This window comes from Arachidicoccus rhizosphaerae (genome assembly GCF_900107765.1).
In the GTDB taxonomy this organism is placed as follows: domain Bacteria; phylum Bacteroidota; class Bacteroidia; order Chitinophagales; family Chitinophagaceae; genus Arachidicoccus; species Arachidicoccus rhizosphaerae.
Map to the genome: position 1 here is coordinate 482160 of NZ_FNQY01000001.1, position 17324 is coordinate 499483.

Here is a 17324-nt window from a genome sequence, read left to right on the forward strand (position 1 = left end):
CATCCTTAATCAATTAAAAATCGCCTAGCCTCAATTAATTGAGGCTAGGCGATTTTTAATATAAAAGCTATGAATAAAGGGTCCGGTAGGATTTGTCAATAGTCAGACATGGCTACTGTAAAAATGATACTTGCAGGATCCGTCCCGGTTAACATTACTTGGCAACTTCAAATACTATTTTTTGCTTTTCCCGGTAGGCGACATTCTTGCCGTTTTGTTTCGCAGGAATCCACTTGCCACTGTGAGCAATAACCCGGACGGCTTCTGCTGCGGTGCCGTAATCTTTGTCATCTTTACTGATGGTTTTAATTTCTGAGAGATCGCCATCCTTATCCACCAGAAAGGAAACGATGACATTGTATGTTCCTACCGGTGCTTTATTGTCTACCGGAATCTGTTGTCTTAAATTGCGTTCCAGGTATTTGGCCCAGGCTTCCTTACCCCCCGGAAAACTGGGCTCCTGCTGGACTGTGATAAATTCCGGTGCGTTACCAGCACTTTTCTTAAGTTCGTCTATTCCTTTTTTAGTCGTAATAAGAATCACGCCGTCTTTGGCTTTATCTCCATAAATAGCAGTAGCGCTTTTGTCTTTCAAAACAGAGATCTGACTGATATCAGTAGGGTTTACCGCTTTAAATGCCTCTTTATTGATGGGCTTACCGTCTAATACATATAAAGGATTGCCATTGCCGGTGGTAACCGTTCCAAGACCTTTGGATCTGTTCACAGATATGCCCATCACTTTGCCGGTATCCTTTGCCTGTTTGGTGGCTTTTCCGTAACCTACAACTATGATTTCTTTGTGTTGATTATTGTTAGTGGCTGCTGCGGCAGGTGGTTCTGTTGAGTCATCTCCGTCCGCTTTGTATCCAACTACTGTAACAGGCCTTAGGGCGTCCTTGCTGTGCTGTTTTGCATAGGCTTTGGTGGTAATAAGAATAGCGCCGTCTTTGGCCTTGTCCCCGTAGGACCTGGTGGCGTATTGATCCTTTAATATATTAATACTTTCAATCTGGTCTGAAGGGATGGAATTTAATTCAAAATCGGCATCCTGCTGTTTGCCATCCAGAATAATCAGCGGCTTTTTACCTGCCTCGCCTCTTATTTGCAGACGGGGCTCTGTACTGTCAGGTCCCGTAGAGTCTGACTTGGTAAAAGTAACGTTGCCTTTTAACTGAAGTTTTACCACTTGGGTCGTATCTGCAGGGCTAAAGGCAACCTTGTCATTTTGCTCCGCCTGGGTGGTTGCCAGTATATGTTCCAGATCTTTGGTCTGTTGCTCCATTTTACTATGGTGCGCCCTGAGTGCAAAGGCAAAAGTGACCAGAAAGAGTAACGGCAAAAATAAGAGCCGTCTTAAATAACTGTATTTGGGGGTATGACTATTGGTAATCATGTGTAATCTTTTTTTAATAGATGAATAAGACAGCGGATGTGCCGGTTCAAAGGCGAATCCGCTAAATTGAGTGGCCAGCAGCATCCGGGCGAAGGCGTCGGCGTCCCCGTCCCTGACCGCTTTCTGGTCGGCCATGTATTCATGGATAAGCAAAAGCTCTCTTTGCATATAATAATAAACAGGATTCATCCAGAAGATGATGCGAATGATTTGCATCAGCAGCTTATCCAAACTGTGCTTTTGGCGGATATGTGCCATTTCATGCTGATAGATCTGTTCACCAATCTCATCGGATAGCTGAATATCCTTTCTCCAGAACAGATTGTTCCAGAAGGAAAAAGGGGCCTGATCGATGTTCGTATTAATGAAGTTCACCTTGTCTACCGTATGAACGGGAAACTGCCTTTTGAGTCTGAATACTTTTAAGATATTGGTTATCATAATAATAGCCAAAACCAGGCTTACTGATAAAGAACCCAGAAATATTACCTGCGTCCAGTCAATGGATGGGGCAGCACCGCCCACCACGACGTCCGGCAGCTGGCCGCTGCCAATGAGCTGCAGTAATTCCAGTATCCTTTGATTGTCGCTGCTAAAATCAAACATACTGATATGCAGCAGCGGCAGTAAGGTGCTGAGGATGGCCGTAGACAACAGGTAAAACCGGTTATAGGGGTGGAAGTTTTTGTTTCTAAGCACTAAAAGGTAATAGGCAAAGAAAATAGCTGAACATAAGATGACCTTCAGTAAATAGGTAAGATGGTTCATGACTATAATAATTATGCATAAGAAATTACATGTTTATAACATGCTTTATCAACTAACTAGCTTTTCGTCCGGACAGATGCTACTTCTTTTTGAGTTGCTGCAGTAACTTTTCCAGGTCCTGGATAGACATCTCTTTTTCTTTTACCAGAAAAGAAACCGCCTGTTGGTAAGAGCCGCTGAAATAGTTATCTACAAACTTGCTCAGGGAACCCTTGGAATAACTTTCCTTGCTGACCAGCGGAAAATACCGATGAGCCCTGCTAAATACTTCAAAATCAACGAACTGTTTTTCGATGAGGATTTTAAGTATGGTTGCTACTGTATTTGTATGAGGTTTAGGCTCCGCGATGGCATCTGTAATATCTTTCAGAAATCCCTTTTCCACCTTCCAGAGTGCCTGCATGACCTGTTCTTCTGCTTTTGTTAATGTTTTCATTGAAATTTTCTTTTTATAACCTTGGAGGGTACCGCTCCAATTAATAAACCAAATATACAACTAAAAAATTAGTTGCAAAATTTATTTTTTAATTACCCTCAAAAATCAGACATATTACCGTCTTTAAAACCAGGTTGATTTTTGCTGTGTGGTACACTATCAAAGGTTTGTCAGCTAACAATTGTTTGCTAATTCTATTTATAAAAATAGGCAATTCATTAATTAAAATTATTAATATTGCCGCTAGAATGCTACTTTTGTAGCTCAATTGTGATTATAGACCAAGCGCCTAGAGGTGCTTTTTAGAAAAGGAGAAAATAATGGCACGTCCAGTAAGATTTAATATTCATCCTAAGCAAACCGATATACACGATAATATAGCTATTGCAGAGATGCCCGACGGATTGAATGGTGAAGGTTATTTTGCCACCAATCTGGAGAAGGTAGTTGCGCTGGGAAGGAAAAATTCCCTTTGGCCGCTGCCATTCGCTACCTCCTGTTGTGGTATTGAATTTATGGCTACTGCAGCCGCTACTTATGACCTCGCCCGTTTTGGTGCTGAGCGTATGGCATTTACCCCCAGACAATGTGATTTGTTAATGGTGATGGGCACTATCGCTAAAAAGATGGCACCTATCGTACGGCAGGTATATATGCAGATGGCTGAACCCCGTTGGGTCATGGCCGTTGGTGCCTGTGCGTCTTCTGGCGGGATTTTCGATACTTATTCCGTACTCCAGGGCATCGACCAGGTTGTACCCGTAGACGTGTATGTTCCGGGATGTCCTCCAAGGCCCGAAGCCATTCTGGATGGTTTTATGCGTATCCAGGAGCTGGCCGGTCATGAGAGTCTGCGTCGCCGTAACAGCGAGCATTATAAAAAATTAATGGGCAGCTACGGCATCCAGTAATATATAGAAAGGTATCTATAGGGTATCTAAAAGAGAATCTACCAATGACAAACGAAACGATACAGCAAAAAATCCAGGACAAATTCGGCGCGTCCGTAACAGGCTTTGAAGAGCCTTATGGCATGCTGACCTTTGAAATTGCTGCAGATAAAAATATAGAACTTTTACAATATCTATATGATGAGCCAGACCTGGCCTTTCGCTTTCTAACAGATGTAACCGTTGTGCATTATCCTGATGATAAGGGTAGAGAGCTGGCGGTGGTATACCATTTACACAATCTGGTAGATAATATCCGCTTTCGGTTTAAATGCTTTATAGATATTGAAAATCCGGAAATCAATACAGCAACGGTACTTTTTGAATCTGCCAACTGGCAGGAAAGAGAAGCTTATGATTTCTACGGTGTAATTTTTAAAGGTCATCCCAACCTGAAACGCATCATGAATGTAGAGGAAATGGATTATTTCCCGATGCGTAAGGAGTTTCCACTAGAGGATCAATCCAGAACAGATAAGGATGATGAAATGTTTGGAAGAGGCGGCAGTGTCATTTAAAGGCTGCGCTTCCATCCATCAAAAAAAGGAGCATAACCGTGACAAATAAAACAAGACAGGGGAGCAATCGCAAAATCTGGGGTTTTATCGTGGTATGGCTCATTTTGTTTTTGATTGTAAAGTCCATTGAAAAAATACTGGTTATTACCGCCGTCGGGGCCGTGATTTATTGGGGTTCCAAGGCCCTTAATAAAAAAGGGGACACCAGAGAGGATCAACAGATAAAATCCAGGCGAGGTAATTAATCAATTATTGCAGGCATCCGAAAGCCGCTGCCGGCAATAAACTGGAAATAAGACATTCGTTTAGGAGTAAGTAAGTGCTGTTTTGAGCAGTTGTGATGTAGGTGCGGTCACTTATTCCCATTATAATAAAGAGAAAGTACGAAGGTTATGGAAATAACAGAACAACAGGTTCAAAATAATATTAAGCTTCCGGAAGGGTCAATCGAAAAAACAACGACTACCCTGAATCTGGGCCCAACCCATCCGGCAACCCATGGGGTTTTCCAAAACATCCTGGAAGTGGACGGCGAGCGCATCGTCTCTGCCGAACAGACCATCGGGTATATTCATCGTGCTTTTGAAAAGATCGCAGAAAGAAGACCATTATATCAGATCACTCCCCTTACAGACAGGCTGAACTATTGTAGCAGTCCATTAAATAATATGGGCTGGCATATGACCTGCGAAAAGCTTTTAGGCATTAAAACACCTAAAAGAGTGGATTATCTAAGGGTGATTATTATGGAGCTGGCCAGGATTTCCGATCATTTAATCTGTAATTCCATTATGATTGTGGATGCCGGCGGGTTCACTCCCTTCCTGTATCTGATGGAATACCGGGAGTTGATTTATGAAATCTATGAAGAAATTTGCGGTTCCAGACTTACGACCAATATTGGTCGTATCGGCGGTTTTGAACGCAATTTTAATAGTACGGTATGGGGTAAACTGGAGAAATTCCTAAGAGAATACCCTAAAGCCTTAAAAGAATTTGAAGCACTGACCCAGCGCAACAGAATTGTGATGGACAGATGTATAGGTGCGGGGCCGATTTCGGCTGAGCGCGCTTTAAACTATGGTTTTACAGGTCCCAATCTTCGGGCTGCCGGGGTAGATTACGATGTTCGCGTACATACTCCATATAGCAGTTACGAAGATTTTGATTTTAATGTACCGGTGGGCACCACCGGAGACTGTTATGACCGCTACCTGGTTCGTAACGGTGAAATGTGGGAATCCCTTAAAATCATTAATCAGGCCTACCAGAAAATTCAGGAATTTAAGGGTACGGAGGCCGATATCTTCCATGCGGATGCGCCTGATTACTACCTGCCTAAGAAGGCGGATGTTTATAGCAGTATGGAGGCGTTGATCTATCACTTTAAGATCGTGATGGGTGAGACCGCCATGCCAAAAGGAGAAGTTTACCACAGCGTAGAAGGCGGAAATGGCGAACTGGGATTCTATCTGATCAGTGACGGAGGCCGTACGCCTTACCGCCTGCATTTCAGAAGACCGTGCTTTATCTATTACCAGGCTTATTCAGAGATGACAAAAGGTGCCATGATCAGCGATGCGATCATCGTGATGAGTAGCCTGAATCTGATCGCCGGAGAAATGGACGCCTAGTAAATAAGGCTATGACTGTGTAGGATTATTATAAAAGAAGACAGACTCAAAAAGTTGACTCAAAGTACTGAATCAATGGAAACAATAGAAAATATGGCAAATACGGATATCCAGTTCTCCGGGGAAGCCTTAGAAAAGGTAAAGGAAATTATAGCTCGCTACCCTGAGGGAAAACAAAAAAGTGCGCTTATTCCGGTCTTGCACCTGGCACAAGGCACATTTGGAGGCTGGCTGGATGTACCGGTAATGGATTATGTAGCCAGCTTGCTGGATATCAAACCCATTGAAGTATATGAAGTGGCTACTTTTTATACCATGTTTAATACAAAGCCGGTAGGTAAATACGTATTTGAAGTATGTAAGACCGGCCCTTGTATGATTAATGGCAGTGACGATATTATTAAATATATAGAAGATAAGCTCGGCATAAAACCAGGAGAAACGACCCCGGACGGGCTGTTCACCTTAAAGCCTGCCGAATGTCTGGGTGCCTGCGGTTATGCGCCCATGATGCAGCTCGGCAAATATTATAAAGAACACCTGACCAGAGAGAAAGTAGACGAGATTATTGAGCAGTGCCGGTCAGGTAATATGAAAATAGATTAAACATAGATGGAAGCGGTAATCCCATATCTGACCTTTGAAGGCAATGCGATAGAAGCACTTACCTTTTACACGGAGGCGTTAGGCGGCAGGGTTTTATATAGCCAGACTTTCAGACAGTCCTATATGGAACCTGATTTACCGGAAGACTGGAAAGATAAAGTGATGCACGCAGCCTTTCAGTCCGGAGATCTGCAGCTGATGTTCAGTGATACGCCGGATGGGCAGACAAAGGTCAGCGCAGGCGATCAGCTGCAACTGGCGCTTAACTTTACATCAGAACAGGAAATTGACCAGGTCTATCATAATCTATCCAAGGAAGGGCAGATCACCCTCCCACTGGAAAAGACGGCCTGGGGCGCTAAGTTCGCCATGGTAACCGATAAGTTTGGTATCCGCTGGATGTTGAACTTTGACTATGCCGATCAAAAAGAACAGCAATAGCACCAAAGAGAAAAAGAAAAAGATTTTTGAAATGCAAAAGGTCATAAATAAACGGGTTAAACATAAAAGGGTTCTCATCCGTTATCTTCACCTTTTGCTGACAAATTTTAGATAAGACAGATAATGAAACTATTATTAGAAAACGCACATATTGAAGGAATCCGCTATTTTGAGGCCTACCGTAAAAATGGCGGCTACAGAAGTGTGGAAAAGGCCCTGAAGATGACTCCCGATGAGATTGTGGAGGAAGTCAAAAAAAGCGGGCTGCGCGGACGTGGCGGTGCGGGGTTTCCGACAGGACTCAAATGGAGCTTTTTAGCCAAACCCGAAGGCGTACCCAGACACCTGGTCTGCAATGCGGATGAGTCAGAACCCGGTACTTTTAAGGACCGATATCTGATGGAGTTTCTACCCCATTTATTAATTGAGGGCTTAATTGTTTCCAGTTTTGCACTGGGATCAAATGCCACATATATATATATCCGCGGCGAATACGCCTGGATACCGGATATTTTAGAGCAGGCGATTCAGGAAGCCAAAAACAACGGCTTTCTGGGTAAAAATATTCTGGGTACCGGCTTTGATCTGGAAATATATGTACACCGCGGTGCGGGGGCCTATATCTGCGGAGAAGAAACCGCGCTGATCGAGAGCCTGGAAGGCAAAAGGGGCAATCCCCGTATCAAACCGCCGTTCCCTGCCGTGCAGGGTGTCTGGATGCGTCCGACTGTTGTCAATAACGTAGAAACCCTGGCTACCATCGTACCTATTATTAATATGGGCGGTGAAGCCTACGGCAATATCGGTGTGGGAAAATCAACCGGCACCAAACTGATCTCCGCCTGTGGTAATTTAAACAAACCGGGCGTTTATGAGATTCCCTTTGATCTTTCTGTAGAAGACTTTATTTATAGTGATGAGTGGTGCGGCGGTATTCCTAACGGTAAAAGGCTGAAAGCCTGTATTCCGGGGGGATCCTCTGTTCCCATTGTACCAGCGAACCTGCTGCTGAAAACAGCGAAAGGCGAAACCCGTTATATGAACTACGAGAGTCTCTCCGATGGCGGTTTCCAGACCGGCACCATGCTGGGTTCAGGCGGATTTATTGTGCTGGATGAGGATCAGTGCGTGGTAAAACATACCATGACCCTGGCACATTTCTATATGCATGAGAGCTGCGGACAGTGCAGCCCCTGCAGAGAAGGAACCGGCTGGATGTGGCGTATCCTTAAAAATATTGAAAACGGAAAGGGCAAGATGGAAGATATCGATCTGCTCTGGGATGTACAACGCAGAATAGAAGGGAATACCATTTGTCCATTGGGAGATGCGGCCGCCTGGCCGGTGGCAGCAGCCATCCGTCATTTCCGGGATGAATTTGAATGGCATGTATTAAATCCCGAAGAAGCTCAGCAGCGTAATTACGGTATCGCCCATTATGCAGATCCGAGAGAAGTACCGGTCGCATAACCGATATTAAACAAATAAAAGGGCGGAAAAGGTTTTTAAAAGCCCGGTAGATGATAAAGCACCGGGATAAATTAAATTGTGATGGCAGAACAACCTCTTTTTAAGGTAACCATAGATAATGTAACGGTGGAAGTGCCGGCTGGCACCACCATCCTGCAGGCAGCGCGCAAGGCCGGGCCTGAGGTGGCCCCTCCCGCCATGTGTTATTATTCTAAACTGGAAGGCAGTGGCGGTAAATGCCGAACCTGTCTGGTAGAAGTCTCCAAGGGCTCGGACAGAGACCCCAGACCCATGCCTAAACTGGTTGCCAGTTGCCGTACTACGGTAATGGACGGGATGGAAGTAAAGAACCTAACCTCCGAAAGAGTGGTGGATGCCCGCAAAGGCGTCGTTGAGTTCCTGTTGATTAACCATCCTTTGGACTGTCCTATCTGTGATCAGGCCGGTGAATGTCATCTGCAGGATTTGTCCTATAATCACGGAGCGTCCGGAACAAGGTATGAGTTCCAGCGCCGTACTTTTGAAAAGCACTCCCTGGGAGATAAAATCCAGTTACACATGACGCGTTGCATTTTATGCTACCGCTGCGTCATGGTCGCTGATCAGTTAACCGGGCAAAGAGAGCACGGTGTACTGGAGCGTGGCGAAAGAGCTGAGATCTCAGATTATCTGGAAAAGAGCCTGGATAAAGAATTTATCGGTAATGTCATTGATGTGTGCCCGGTAGGAGCGCTGACCGATAAGACCTTCCGTTTTAAAAACAGAGTATGGTTTTTAAAACCACTCAATGCACATAGAGACTGTCCGACCTGTAGCGGTAAAGTAACCCTTTGGAACAGAGGAGACGAAGTTTTCAGGGTAACGGCCCGTAAGGATCAGTGGGGCGAGGTAGAAGACTGGATTTGTAACGAATGCCGTTTTGATAAGAAAAAGACCAGCGACTGGGTTATTGAAGGACCCCGAGAGATCTCCCGTCACTCCGTTATCAGCCAGAACAAATACATTGGCATGGTTAAACCAAAAGAGACCATTGATGAAGTCATCGGTAAAGAGCCAAGACTCTTTTTGGATATCCACGATGTGAGCCAGGTCAATGAAAAAGACAGAGACCTGAGCCTGATAGAAGGTCCGGCACATTCAACAGATTTTAAGGAAAAAGACGAAAAAAAACAGTAAATCCGATAAGGCATGACATTATTAGCTTTTGACTGGGCACTTTTTATTGAAAAACTGGTTCTGATCGCCGTGGTGATATTCGGATCACTGGGCATTGCCCTGTATTCTACCTGGGCTGAGAGAAAAGTAGCCGCTTTTATGCAAGACCGTATCGGTCCTAACCGTGCAGGTCCGCTGGGATTATTACAACCCTTCGCGGATGGTGCCAAACTGATATTCAAAGAAGAAATTATCCCGAACTCGGCCAATAAATGGCTGTTTATCCTGGGGCCCGGCATGGCCATGACGGCGGCTTTGATTACTAGTGCCGTTATTCCCTGGTCCAGTCATCTGGAAATAGCCGGCAGGATCATGCCTTTACAGGTCGCCGATGTCAATATCGGGATCCTGTATATTTTTGGGGCGGTAAGCCTAGGTGTGTACGGTATTATGATCGGAGGCTGGGCTTCCAATAATAAATTCTCCCTTTTGGCGGCCTTAAGAGGCGCTTCCCAGGCCATCAGTTATGAACTGGCCATGGGTATTGCCCTGATTGCGCTGCTGATGCTGACCGGTACTTTGAGTTTAAAAGAGATCGTGGAGCAGCAAATGGCACCCGGTCATTACTGGAATATCGTCTATCAACCCCTTGGATTTTTGATTTTTATCGTCTGCATATTTGCTGAATGTAACCGTACGCCTTTTGACCTTTCTGAAGCGGAAAACGAATTAAACATGGGTTATCATCAGGAGTACTCGTCCATGAAACTCGGGTTTTACCTGTTTGCAGAATACGTCAATATGTTTGTGGCCAGTGCGGTCATGGCCACCCTTTATTTTGGCGGCTATGATGTGCCTTTCTTAAATGAGAGCCTGTTGTCACCGAATGTGGCGGCCCTTGTGGGCATCATCGCGCTGATGGTAAAAATCGTGATTTTTATATTCATCTTTATGTGGGTACGCTGGACCATCCCGAGATTCAGGTATGACCAGTTAATGGAACTGGGCTGGAAAAAGCTCCTGCCATTAGCGCTGGCCAATATGCTGATTACGGCTATCGTGATTTTGTGGCTGCAGCATAAATAAAGAGTAAAGGAATTATCGACATATATTCATACGGATTATCCGTATAATTTTAGAACAGCAAAGTCAGAGCTCAGCCCGGCCACAACACAGAGGTGTCCGGCAGATCTCTGAAAACAATAGAAAAAGAAAAGCAATTATGCAGTCTTTAACCAATAGAAAGATTGACGTCAACAGGAGTCCCATGACTTTTGCGGAGAAGATTTATATCCCTGAAATCGCAAGAGGTATGGCCATTACACTGAAGCACTTCTTTAAAAAGAAGGCGACGTACAGCTTTCCTGAACAAAAAAGGCCATTCAGCTCTGTATTCAGAGGCTTACATGTGCTTAATAGAGATGAACAGGGTAGAGAGCGCTGCACGGCCTGCGGACTTTGCGCCGTTGCCTGTCCCGCTGAGGCCATCACCATGGAGGCCGCAGAAAGACTTCCGGGAGAAGAAAACCTGTACCGCGAGGAAAAATACGCGGCCAGATATGAAATCAATATGCTGCGCTGTATCTTTTGCGGTCTTTGCGAAGAAGCCTGTCCTAAAGATGCGATCTACCTGTCTGAGACTTATACGCCAGCGGATTTTGCCCGTAAGAAATTTGTTTACGGCAAGCCCGATCTGTTAATCCCTAATCCGGTAACAGAGCCCGAAGCATATCAAAAGGCCCTGGGCAGAAATGTGGAGACAACGGCTGAGGCATTTGAAAAACTAAAAAAGTAAAAACAGCATTTAAATACAACCTGTTGTAACATGGCTGCATCGGTTTTTGAAGATTAAGGCAACAGGAAGGGATTGATCATTTAGTATTATTTTGAAACTATTAAGATGGGAATAACCGCTATTGTTTTTTGGATATTAAGTGCACTGACACTGTTCAGTGCCATTATGGTACTGGTCAGTAAAAATCCGGTGCATAGTGTTCTTTGGCTGGTCGCTACTTTCTTTTCCATATCCGGGCATTATATCATGCTCAATGCCCAGTTCCTGGCCATTGTCAATGTCATCGTCTATGCCGGGGCGATTATGGTACTGTTCCTGTTTGTGATCATGCTCATGAACCTGAACACCAAGACCGAGATGAAAAAGAATCTTTGGATGAAGCTCGGAGGTGTTATTTCCGGGGGGATGCTCCTATGGATTCTGATTTCTGTGGTGAGAACCTATGCAGAACAGTCCAAGGGCCATCCGAAAATAGCCAGTGTCAATACAGGAGAGATTGGTCTGATTAAAAACCTGGGTCATGTGCTGTTTACGCAGTACGCACTTCCCTTTGAGCTCTGTAGTGTGCTTTTCCTCAGTGCCATGGTAGGCGCTGTGGTGATTGGTAAGAAAAACTAATAGACCCGCGTATCTGATACGGCGGTTATTAATGATATTAAAAAGAATTATAATTTAAGTTTATGCCTATACAATATTATATCGCACTGGCAGTCACCTTATTTAGTATCGGGGTGGTAGGGGTACTGATACGTCGTAATGCGATTATCGTTTTCATGTGTATTGAACTCATGCTCAATGCCGCCAATCTGTTACTGGTTGCCTTTTCCAAAACCCATCCTGCAACCAGCGTAGCACCACTGGCAGGTATTGACGGGCAGTTATTTGTATTTTTTGTAATGGTCGTGGCCGCAGCGGAGGTAAGTGTGGGCCTGGCTATTATTGTGATGCTGTATCGCAATACGCATTCGGTGGATGTGGATTTTCTCAACCGGTTAAAAAACTAAGGACAAGCAGGTTATCGCCTGCTTATTATAAAAGTATATAACAAGGTTTAAGCATATTACTATTTAGAACTGATTAATAATCATTATGAATTTAGCATATCTGGTACCATTATTTCCCTTGGTTGGTTTTTTAATCAACGGGCTTTTCCGTAAACAGCTTTCTAAACAAGCTGTTACCCTGGTAGGCTGCGGGGCGCTATTGGCTTCCTTTATTGTCAGCCTGGTTTTATTTTGTGATGTCAAAACAGGAGGGGCTGCTACCAGGGCGTATTTTGATTTTATAAACGTAGCGGATTTTAAAATACCCTTTGCCTTCCAGGTTGATCAGTTAACTGCGTTATTCTTACTTATTATTACCGGTGTGGGCTTTTTGATTCATGTATACTCCAGTGCATATATGCATGAGGAGACCAGCGATCATTTTGCCCGTTATTTTGCTTATCTGAACCTGTTTGTGTTTTCCATGTTGCTGCTGGTTATGGGCGCCAACTTCCTGATTATGTTCATCGGCTGGGAAGGGGTTGGTCTGTGTTCATACCTGTTGATCGGTTACTGGTTCAAAAACAACCAGTTTAACTATGCAGCCAGAAAGGCTTTTGTGATGAACAGAATTGGGGACTTAGGCTTTTTGGTGGCCTTGTTCTGGATACTGGCAAGAGCCGGCACCCTGACTTACAGTGAACTGTTTACGCCTGCCATGCTGGCAAAGTTCAGCCAGGCAGATATTACCGCTATCACCTTATTATTATTTGTAGGGGCGACTGGTAAAAGTGCACAGATACCTTTATATACCTGGCTGCCCGACGCCATGGCGGGTCCTACACCGGTGTCTGCGCTGATTCACGCGGCTACGATGGTAACAGCCGGTATTTATATGATTGCCAGAAGTCATTTACTGTATTCACTGGCACCGTTTACCAATCAGATTATTGCCATTATCGGTGTGGCCACAGCGGTCTTTGCCGCTTCCATTGCCTTAAAACAAAACGATATTAAAAAAGTACTGGCTTATTCTACCGTCAGCCAGCTGGGTTATATGTTCCTGGGCCTCGGAGTAGGGGCCTATGGAGGTGCCGTATTCCATGTAATGACACATGCCTTCTTTAAAGCCTTATTATTCCTAGGGGCCGGTTCCGTCATTCATGCCATGGGCGGACAGCAGGACAGCCGCTATATGGGCGGACTTAAAAAATATATGCCCGTTACCCATATCACTTTTCTGTTGGCCTGTCTGGCCATTGCGGGTGTTCCTCCGTTCTCAGGCTTTTTCTCCAAAGATGAGATCCTGGCAGCGGCCTACGCTTCCAGTCCGGTATTATATTATTTTGGTGTCTTAGGCGCTTTGTTTACCGCATTTTATATGTTCCGTATTTATGCAATGACCTTCCTGGGGGATTTCCGGGGCACGCATGACCAGGAGCATCATCTCCATGAGAGTCCTAAGGCCATGACCATTCCGCTGTCCATATTGGCCGTACTGGCCGTAGTGGCTGGTTTTGTCGGCATCCCGGCCTTATTTGCACCTCATGCGCACCTGCTGGAAAACTTCCTGGCACCTGTATTCAGTGATTTGCCGGAGCACGCAGAACACTTAAGCCACGGCACAGAATGGATGCTTATGGGCGTAACTACCATCCTTGTGATTGTATCCATTGTCTGGGCATGGAAGAAATTCAGTAGTTATCAACTGGACGCTTCTGAACCGTCTGGTATCGGCAAAGTCCTGGCCAATAAGTGGTATGTAGATGAGATCTATGACGCGGTTATCGCAAAACCTTTACTTAAGTTCAGTGGCTTTTTAAAGAACATCATCGATAAAAGAGTCATCGACGGGATCGTAAACGGAACCGGTCGTTTTGTTCAGTATACCTCCAGGCAGCTGCGACTGGTGCAAAGCGGTCAGGTGGGCGGCTATATCCTGATGATGGTGTTGTCCCTGGTTGTATTATTTGTGGCCTTCTGGAATCAGGCATATATATTAAGGTTTATCCACTGGATATTTAAATAAGATTAGGTAGTAGTATCCATTAAAAACATTTGTAAAGAGATTACAATACAGATATGATAGTTTTACTCATTTTAATTCCGGTTGTCGCAGGTGTGCTCTCCTTTTTTGTAAAAAATGGGAAAGCTGCCCGCTCATTGGCGCTGGCCGGTTCACTTTTGACCTTTCTGGTAGCCTTGCTACTTGTCATCACTTCAAAAGGAACGGTCACCCTGGAAAAAGAGTGGCTGCCACAAATCGGCAGTAACTTTTCCCTGTCCATGGATGGCATGGCTAAAATGCTTTGCTTATTAAATGCAGTAGCCTTACCGCTGATTTTATCTTCTACTATCAGAGAGAAATACAGCGATAAGGGAAATTTCTTTGGATTACTGCTGCTGACCCAGGCCGGGATGATGGGCGTGTTCTTAGCTGCTGATGTGTTGTTGTTTTATTTTTTCTGGGAGCTGGCGCTGATTCCGATTTACTTTCTTTGTTCTCAGTACGGAGGTGACCGGAAAATTCAGGCGACCTTTAAATTCTTCATTTATACCTTTTTAGGTTCCTTGTTTTTATTGATAGGTATAATTTACCTTTATCTTAAAACGCCGGATCACAGTTTTGCACTCAGCTCTTTTTATCATTTACAGTTAACAGGTACAGAGCAAAATATCGGATTCTGGTTGTTTTTTGTGGCCTTTGCCATTAAGATGCCGGTATTTCCATTGCATACCTGGCAGCCGGATGCCTATGAGCAGGCACCTAGTGCCGGCACTATGATTTTAAGTGCCGTAATGGTAAAAATGGGTATTTATGCGACCATCCGCTATGTGTTGCCTATTTTCCCTGCAGCTACTTTATCCTTTAATCACATTATTATTATTTTTTCGGTCATCGGGTTATTATACGCTTCCTTTATCGCCATCAGACAAGATGATTTAAAAAGGCTGATCGCGTATTCCTCCATTGCCCACATTGGTTTAATGTGTGCGGCCGTATTCTCTTTACAGCAGGTTGGTCTGCAGGGGGTGCTGGTACAAATGTTTAACCATGGGGTAAACGTCCTTGGTTTATGGATCGTGGCCACTGCCATTGAACAGCAGACCGGTACCCGTAAACTCAGTGAAATGGGTGGTCTGGCCATGAAGGCTCCGGTACTGGCGATTTTATTTATGGTCATGACACTGGCAAACGTATCTCTTCCGCTCACCAACTCCTTTATCGGAGAGTTTCTGATGTTTAACGGACTATTCCGTTATAATGTGTGGGCCGGCGCTGTTGCCTGTATCAGTATTATCCTGGTCGCTATTTACTCGCTATGGGCCATGCAGAAAATGTTTTACGGAGAAGTGTCTTCCTTTACACAAAATGCAGTAGAGGCTCCCAAAAATACACAGTACGCGCTAATTGTTATCACCATTGTGATTATCATATTAGGGGTTTATCCGGCTCCGCTGCTGGATTTAACCAGAGATACCGTGCAGGCGGTGCTTCATGTAAAATAGTAGGCCGTTAAGGCCAATGAAAAGAGTATTTAAAAAGTTGAAACGGCCTACTGGCCGGATTTGAAAATAGAAAAATAAAAAGGGCGGGTCCTTTAGCCCTACGTCAATAAAATTCGTTAGAACTATGAACGCAATCATACTGTCAGCAATTTTTGGAATAGTGATGATGCTAAGCAGTGCATTTGTAAAGAATACAAAAGCCTATAAAAGCATTGCGCTGGTCGGGCTTATTTTGTTATTGCTGGCCAATATTTGCGAGACCTATAGTCATGCCTGGCTGAATATCCCTACGTTTGATATGCTGGAATTCAGCCGGTTCGGCCTTTATTTTAATACCCTGGCGATTGCCTGTACGATTCTGTTCAGTGCTTTTTCTCAAAGAGAGATAGAAAGAGTCGGCCGGTACATAGGAGAGTATTTTGCACTCATTTTCTTTGTGCTCTGTGGTATTTTTATCCTGTCCTCCTACAATAACCTTTTGATGTTATTCATCGGGATAGAAATTATGTCTATTCCTTTATATATACTGACCGGCGCCAGAAAGGAAAACCTGAAAAGCAATGAAGCGTCCTTGAAGTATTTTTTAATGGGATCTTTCTCAACCGGGATCCTGCTCATGGGGATTGCTTTAGTCTATGGAGGAACCGGCGATTTTGCCCTGGTCCATCATGGTCAGGATATCAGTACTTCCATTGCAGGTGCCATGAATAAAAGAATGTCCTTTCTGGATGTAGCGGGAATGATTCTGATCCTTACCGGTATGTGCTTTAAAGTGTCTGCCGCTCCATTTCATTTTTGGGCACCAGATATTTATGACGGTTCTCCCAGTGTATTTACTTCCTTTATGGCAACCATTGTAAAGGCAGGCGCATTTATAGCCTTTATCCGCCTGTTTGCCATCAGAGAAGAAGAAACGACGATTTTAGAAAATGCCATTATAGGAGTAGACTGGAAGATGCTCTTCTCCATAATAATCGTAGCCACCTTACTCTTTGGTAATATTACGGCTATTTTCCAGCAAAGTGTAAAACGCATGCTGGCCTACTCTTCCATCGCACAGGCTGGTTTTATGCTTTTTTCGCTGTTAAGTTTAAATGACACTGCAAAAGAAGGCCTGTTATTATATGTTGTAGCCTATAGCGTTGCAACCATAGGCCTGTTCGGTATCCTGGCAAAGATGAAGGATTATACGCTGGCCGGTTATAACGGTATGGCCAAATCCCATCCGACGCTTGCTTTTGCAAATGCGATCTTTTTACTCTCTTTATCCGGTATACCGCTGACTATTGGCTTTTTTGCCAAATATTATATGTTGATGGCGGTTATCCAGACCGGCGGTTATATGTGGGTTGCTATCGTGGGCGTTATTTTTGCCGTGATCAGTGTCTTCTATTATTTTAGAGTGATATGGTCCATGTATTTTAAAGAAGGTACCGTTGAATTGAAATATCCGGTAACCAAAGGGTTTAAAATCCTGGCTGTGGTAATGGCACTGATTATTATTCTACTGGGCGCTTTCCCGCAGGTTATTTTGAACTTTTTATATTTTTAATCTGATTCACTTATCCTGCCAGGGAAATTGATTCAGATGGAGGATATCACTATAAACGGCATGGGCCTGAGCTTTATAATTAGCTCAGGCCCATGCCGTTTTTATGGCTC

General features: G+C 44.3%; 17 protein-coding genes. 15 read left to right on the forward strand and 2 right to left on the reverse strand.

Features of this window, described 5'->3' with window-relative positions; translation table 11 throughout:
- Positions 1 to 154: 154 nt before the first annotated feature.
- Positions 155 to 2164, reverse strand: coding sequence for a M56 family metallopeptidase (locus BLU80_RS01750; RefSeq protein WP_091392504.1), 2010 nt, complete (start codon positions 2162 to 2164; stop codon positions 155 to 157).
- Positions 2165 to 2243: 79 nt separating this feature from the next.
- Complete coding sequence (locus BLU80_RS01755) at positions 2244 to 2600, reverse strand: BlaI/MecI/CopY family transcriptional regulator (protein WP_211481712.1); 357 nt, start codon at positions 2598 to 2600, stop codon at positions 2244 to 2246.
- A 320-nt stretch (positions 2601 to 2920) separates the two neighbouring features.
- Here BLU80_RS01755 and BLU80_RS01760 point away from each other — a divergent pair, with 320 nt between their 5' ends.
- From BLU80_RS01760 to BLU80_RS01830, 15 genes are all read left to right on the forward strand, one after another.
- Positions 2921 to 3511 carry an NADH-quinone oxidoreductase subunit B gene (locus BLU80_RS01760; protein WP_091392506.1) on the forward strand — a complete coding sequence of 197 codons (591 nt, stop codon included), beginning with the start codon at positions 2921 to 2923 and terminating at the stop codon, positions 3509 to 3511.
- A gap of 44 nt (positions 3512 to 3555) precedes the next feature.
- The gene (locus BLU80_RS01765; RefSeq protein ID WP_091392508.1) at positions 3556 to 4068 is read left to right on the forward strand and encodes an NADH-quinone oxidoreductase subunit C; all 513 of its coding nucleotides are present in this window, start codon (positions 3556 to 3558) and stop codon (positions 4066 to 4068) included.
- Between the two features lie 38 nt (positions 4069 to 4106).
- Positions 4107 to 4313: a hypothetical protein gene (locus BLU80_RS01770; RefSeq protein ID WP_091392510.1), complete on the forward strand. Its 207-nt coding sequence runs from the start codon at positions 4107 to 4109 to the stop codon at positions 4311 to 4313.
- A gap of 147 nt (positions 4314 to 4460) precedes the next feature.
- Positions 4461 to 5702 carry an NADH-quinone oxidoreductase subunit D gene (locus BLU80_RS01775; RefSeq protein ID WP_091392512.1) on the forward strand — a complete coding sequence of 414 codons (1242 nt, stop codon included), beginning with the start codon at positions 4461 to 4463 and terminating at the stop codon, positions 5700 to 5702.
- Between the two features lie 75 nt (positions 5703 to 5777).
- A complete protein-coding gene (locus tag BLU80_RS01780; protein ID WP_244518667.1) occupies positions 5778 to 6308 on the forward strand; it encodes an NADH-quinone oxidoreductase subunit NuoE family protein in 531 nt (176 codons plus the stop codon).
- A 6-nt stretch (positions 6309 to 6314) separates the two neighbouring features.
- Positions 6315 to 6749, forward strand: a complete 435-nt coding sequence (locus BLU80_RS01785; protein ID WP_091392515.1) for a VOC family protein — start codon at positions 6315 to 6317, stop codon at positions 6747 to 6749.
- Between the two features lie 123 nt (positions 6750 to 6872).
- A complete protein-coding gene (gene nuoF / locus BLU80_RS01790; protein WP_091392518.1) occupies positions 6873 to 8219 on the forward strand; it encodes an NADH-quinone oxidoreductase subunit NuoF in 1347 nt (448 codons plus the stop codon).
- Between the two features lie 81 nt (positions 8220 to 8300).
- Positions 8301 to 9395 (forward strand): NADH-quinone oxidoreductase subunit G, encoded by a 1095-nt coding sequence (locus BLU80_RS01795; RefSeq protein WP_091392520.1) that lies wholly within the window; start codon positions 8301 to 8303, stop codon positions 9393 to 9395.
- A gap of 12 nt (positions 9396 to 9407) precedes the next feature.
- A complete protein-coding gene (gene nuoH / locus BLU80_RS01800; RefSeq protein ID WP_091392524.1) occupies positions 9408 to 10460 on the forward strand; it encodes an NADH-quinone oxidoreductase subunit NuoH in 1053 nt (350 codons plus the stop codon).
- Between the two features lie 136 nt (positions 10461 to 10596).
- The gene (nuoI, locus tag BLU80_RS01805; RefSeq protein ID WP_091392527.1) at positions 10597 to 11169 is read left to right on the forward strand and encodes an NADH-quinone oxidoreductase subunit NuoI; all 573 of its coding nucleotides are present in this window, start codon (positions 10597 to 10599) and stop codon (positions 11167 to 11169) included.
- A gap of 105 nt (positions 11170 to 11274) precedes the next feature.
- Entirely contained in the window at positions 11275 to 11787 is a 513-nt protein-coding gene (locus BLU80_RS01810; RefSeq protein ID WP_091392529.1) for an NADH-quinone oxidoreductase subunit J family protein, read from the forward strand.
- A 62-nt stretch (positions 11788 to 11849) separates the two neighbouring features.
- Complete coding sequence (gene nuoK, locus BLU80_RS01815) at positions 11850 to 12173, forward strand: NADH-quinone oxidoreductase subunit NuoK (protein ID WP_091392531.1); 324 nt, start codon at positions 11850 to 11852, stop codon at positions 12171 to 12173.
- Positions 12174 to 12258: 85 nt separating this feature from the next.
- Positions 12259 to 14181, forward strand: a complete 1923-nt coding sequence (gene nuoL / locus BLU80_RS01820) for an NADH-quinone oxidoreductase subunit L (RefSeq protein ID WP_170831105.1) — start codon at positions 12259 to 12261, stop codon at positions 14179 to 14181.
- A gap of 53 nt (positions 14182 to 14234) precedes the next feature.
- A complete protein-coding gene (locus BLU80_RS01825; RefSeq protein WP_091392535.1) occupies positions 14235 to 15662 on the forward strand; it encodes a complex I subunit 4 family protein in 1428 nt (475 codons plus the stop codon).
- Between the two features lie 124 nt (positions 15663 to 15786).
- A complete protein-coding gene (locus BLU80_RS01830; RefSeq protein WP_091392536.1) occupies positions 15787 to 17214 on the forward strand; it encodes an NADH-quinone oxidoreductase subunit N in 1428 nt (475 codons plus the stop codon).
- Positions 17215 to 17324: the final 110 nt, after the last annotated feature.

What these genes read in the sequence shown, in the direction of transcription:
- BLU80_RS01750 (WP_091392504.1), bottom strand. Translation starts at nt 2,164, where the DNA reads ATGAACCATCTTACCTATTTACTGAAGGTCATCTTATGTTCAGCTATT.
- BLU80_RS01755 (WP_211481712.1), bottom strand. Translation starts at nt 2,600, where the DNA reads ATGAAAACATTAACAAAAGCAGAAGAACAGGTCATGCAGGCACTCTGG.
- BLU80_RS01760 (WP_091392506.1), top strand. Translation starts at nt 2,921, where the DNA reads ATGGCACGTCCAGTAAGATTTAATATTCATCCTAAGCAAACCGATATA.
- BLU80_RS01765 (WP_091392508.1), top strand. Translation starts at nt 3,556, where the DNA reads ATGACAAACGAAACGATACAGCAAAAAATCCAGGACAAATTCGGCGCG.
- BLU80_RS01775 (WP_091392512.1), top strand. Translation starts at nt 4,461, where the DNA reads ATGGAAATAACAGAACAACAGGTTCAAAATAATATTAAGCTTCCGGAA.
- BLU80_RS01780 (WP_244518667.1), top strand. Translation starts at nt 5,778, where the DNA reads ATGGAAACAATAGAAAATATGGCAAATACGGATATCCAGTTCTCCGGG.
- BLU80_RS01785 (WP_091392515.1), top strand. Translation starts at nt 6,315, where the DNA reads ATGGAAGCGGTAATCCCATATCTGACCTTTGAAGGCAATGCGATAGAA.
- nuoF (WP_091392518.1), top strand. Translation starts at nt 6,873, where the DNA reads ATGAAACTATTATTAGAAAACGCACATATTGAAGGAATCCGCTATTTT.
- BLU80_RS01795 (WP_091392520.1), top strand. Translation starts at nt 8,301, where the DNA reads ATGGCAGAACAACCTCTTTTTAAGGTAACCATAGATAATGTAACGGTG.
- nuoH (WP_091392524.1), top strand. Translation starts at nt 9,408, where the DNA reads ATGACATTATTAGCTTTTGACTGGGCACTTTTTATTGAAAAACTGGTT.
- nuoI (WP_091392527.1), top strand. Translation starts at nt 10,597, where the DNA reads ATGCAGTCTTTAACCAATAGAAAGATTGACGTCAACAGGAGTCCCATG.
- BLU80_RS01810 (WP_091392529.1), top strand. Translation starts at nt 11,275, where the DNA reads ATGGGAATAACCGCTATTGTTTTTTGGATATTAAGTGCACTGACACTG.
- nuoK (WP_091392531.1), top strand. Translation starts at nt 11,850, where the DNA reads ATGCCTATACAATATTATATCGCACTGGCAGTCACCTTATTTAGTATC.
- nuoL (WP_170831105.1), top strand. Translation starts at nt 12,259, where the DNA reads ATGAATTTAGCATATCTGGTACCATTATTTCCCTTGGTTGGTTTTTTA.
- BLU80_RS01825 (WP_091392535.1), top strand. Translation starts at nt 14,235, where the DNA reads ATGATAGTTTTACTCATTTTAATTCCGGTTGTCGCAGGTGTGCTCTCC.
- BLU80_RS01830 (WP_091392536.1), top strand. Translation starts at nt 15,787, where the DNA reads ATGAACGCAATCATACTGTCAGCAATTTTTGGAATAGTGATGATGCTA.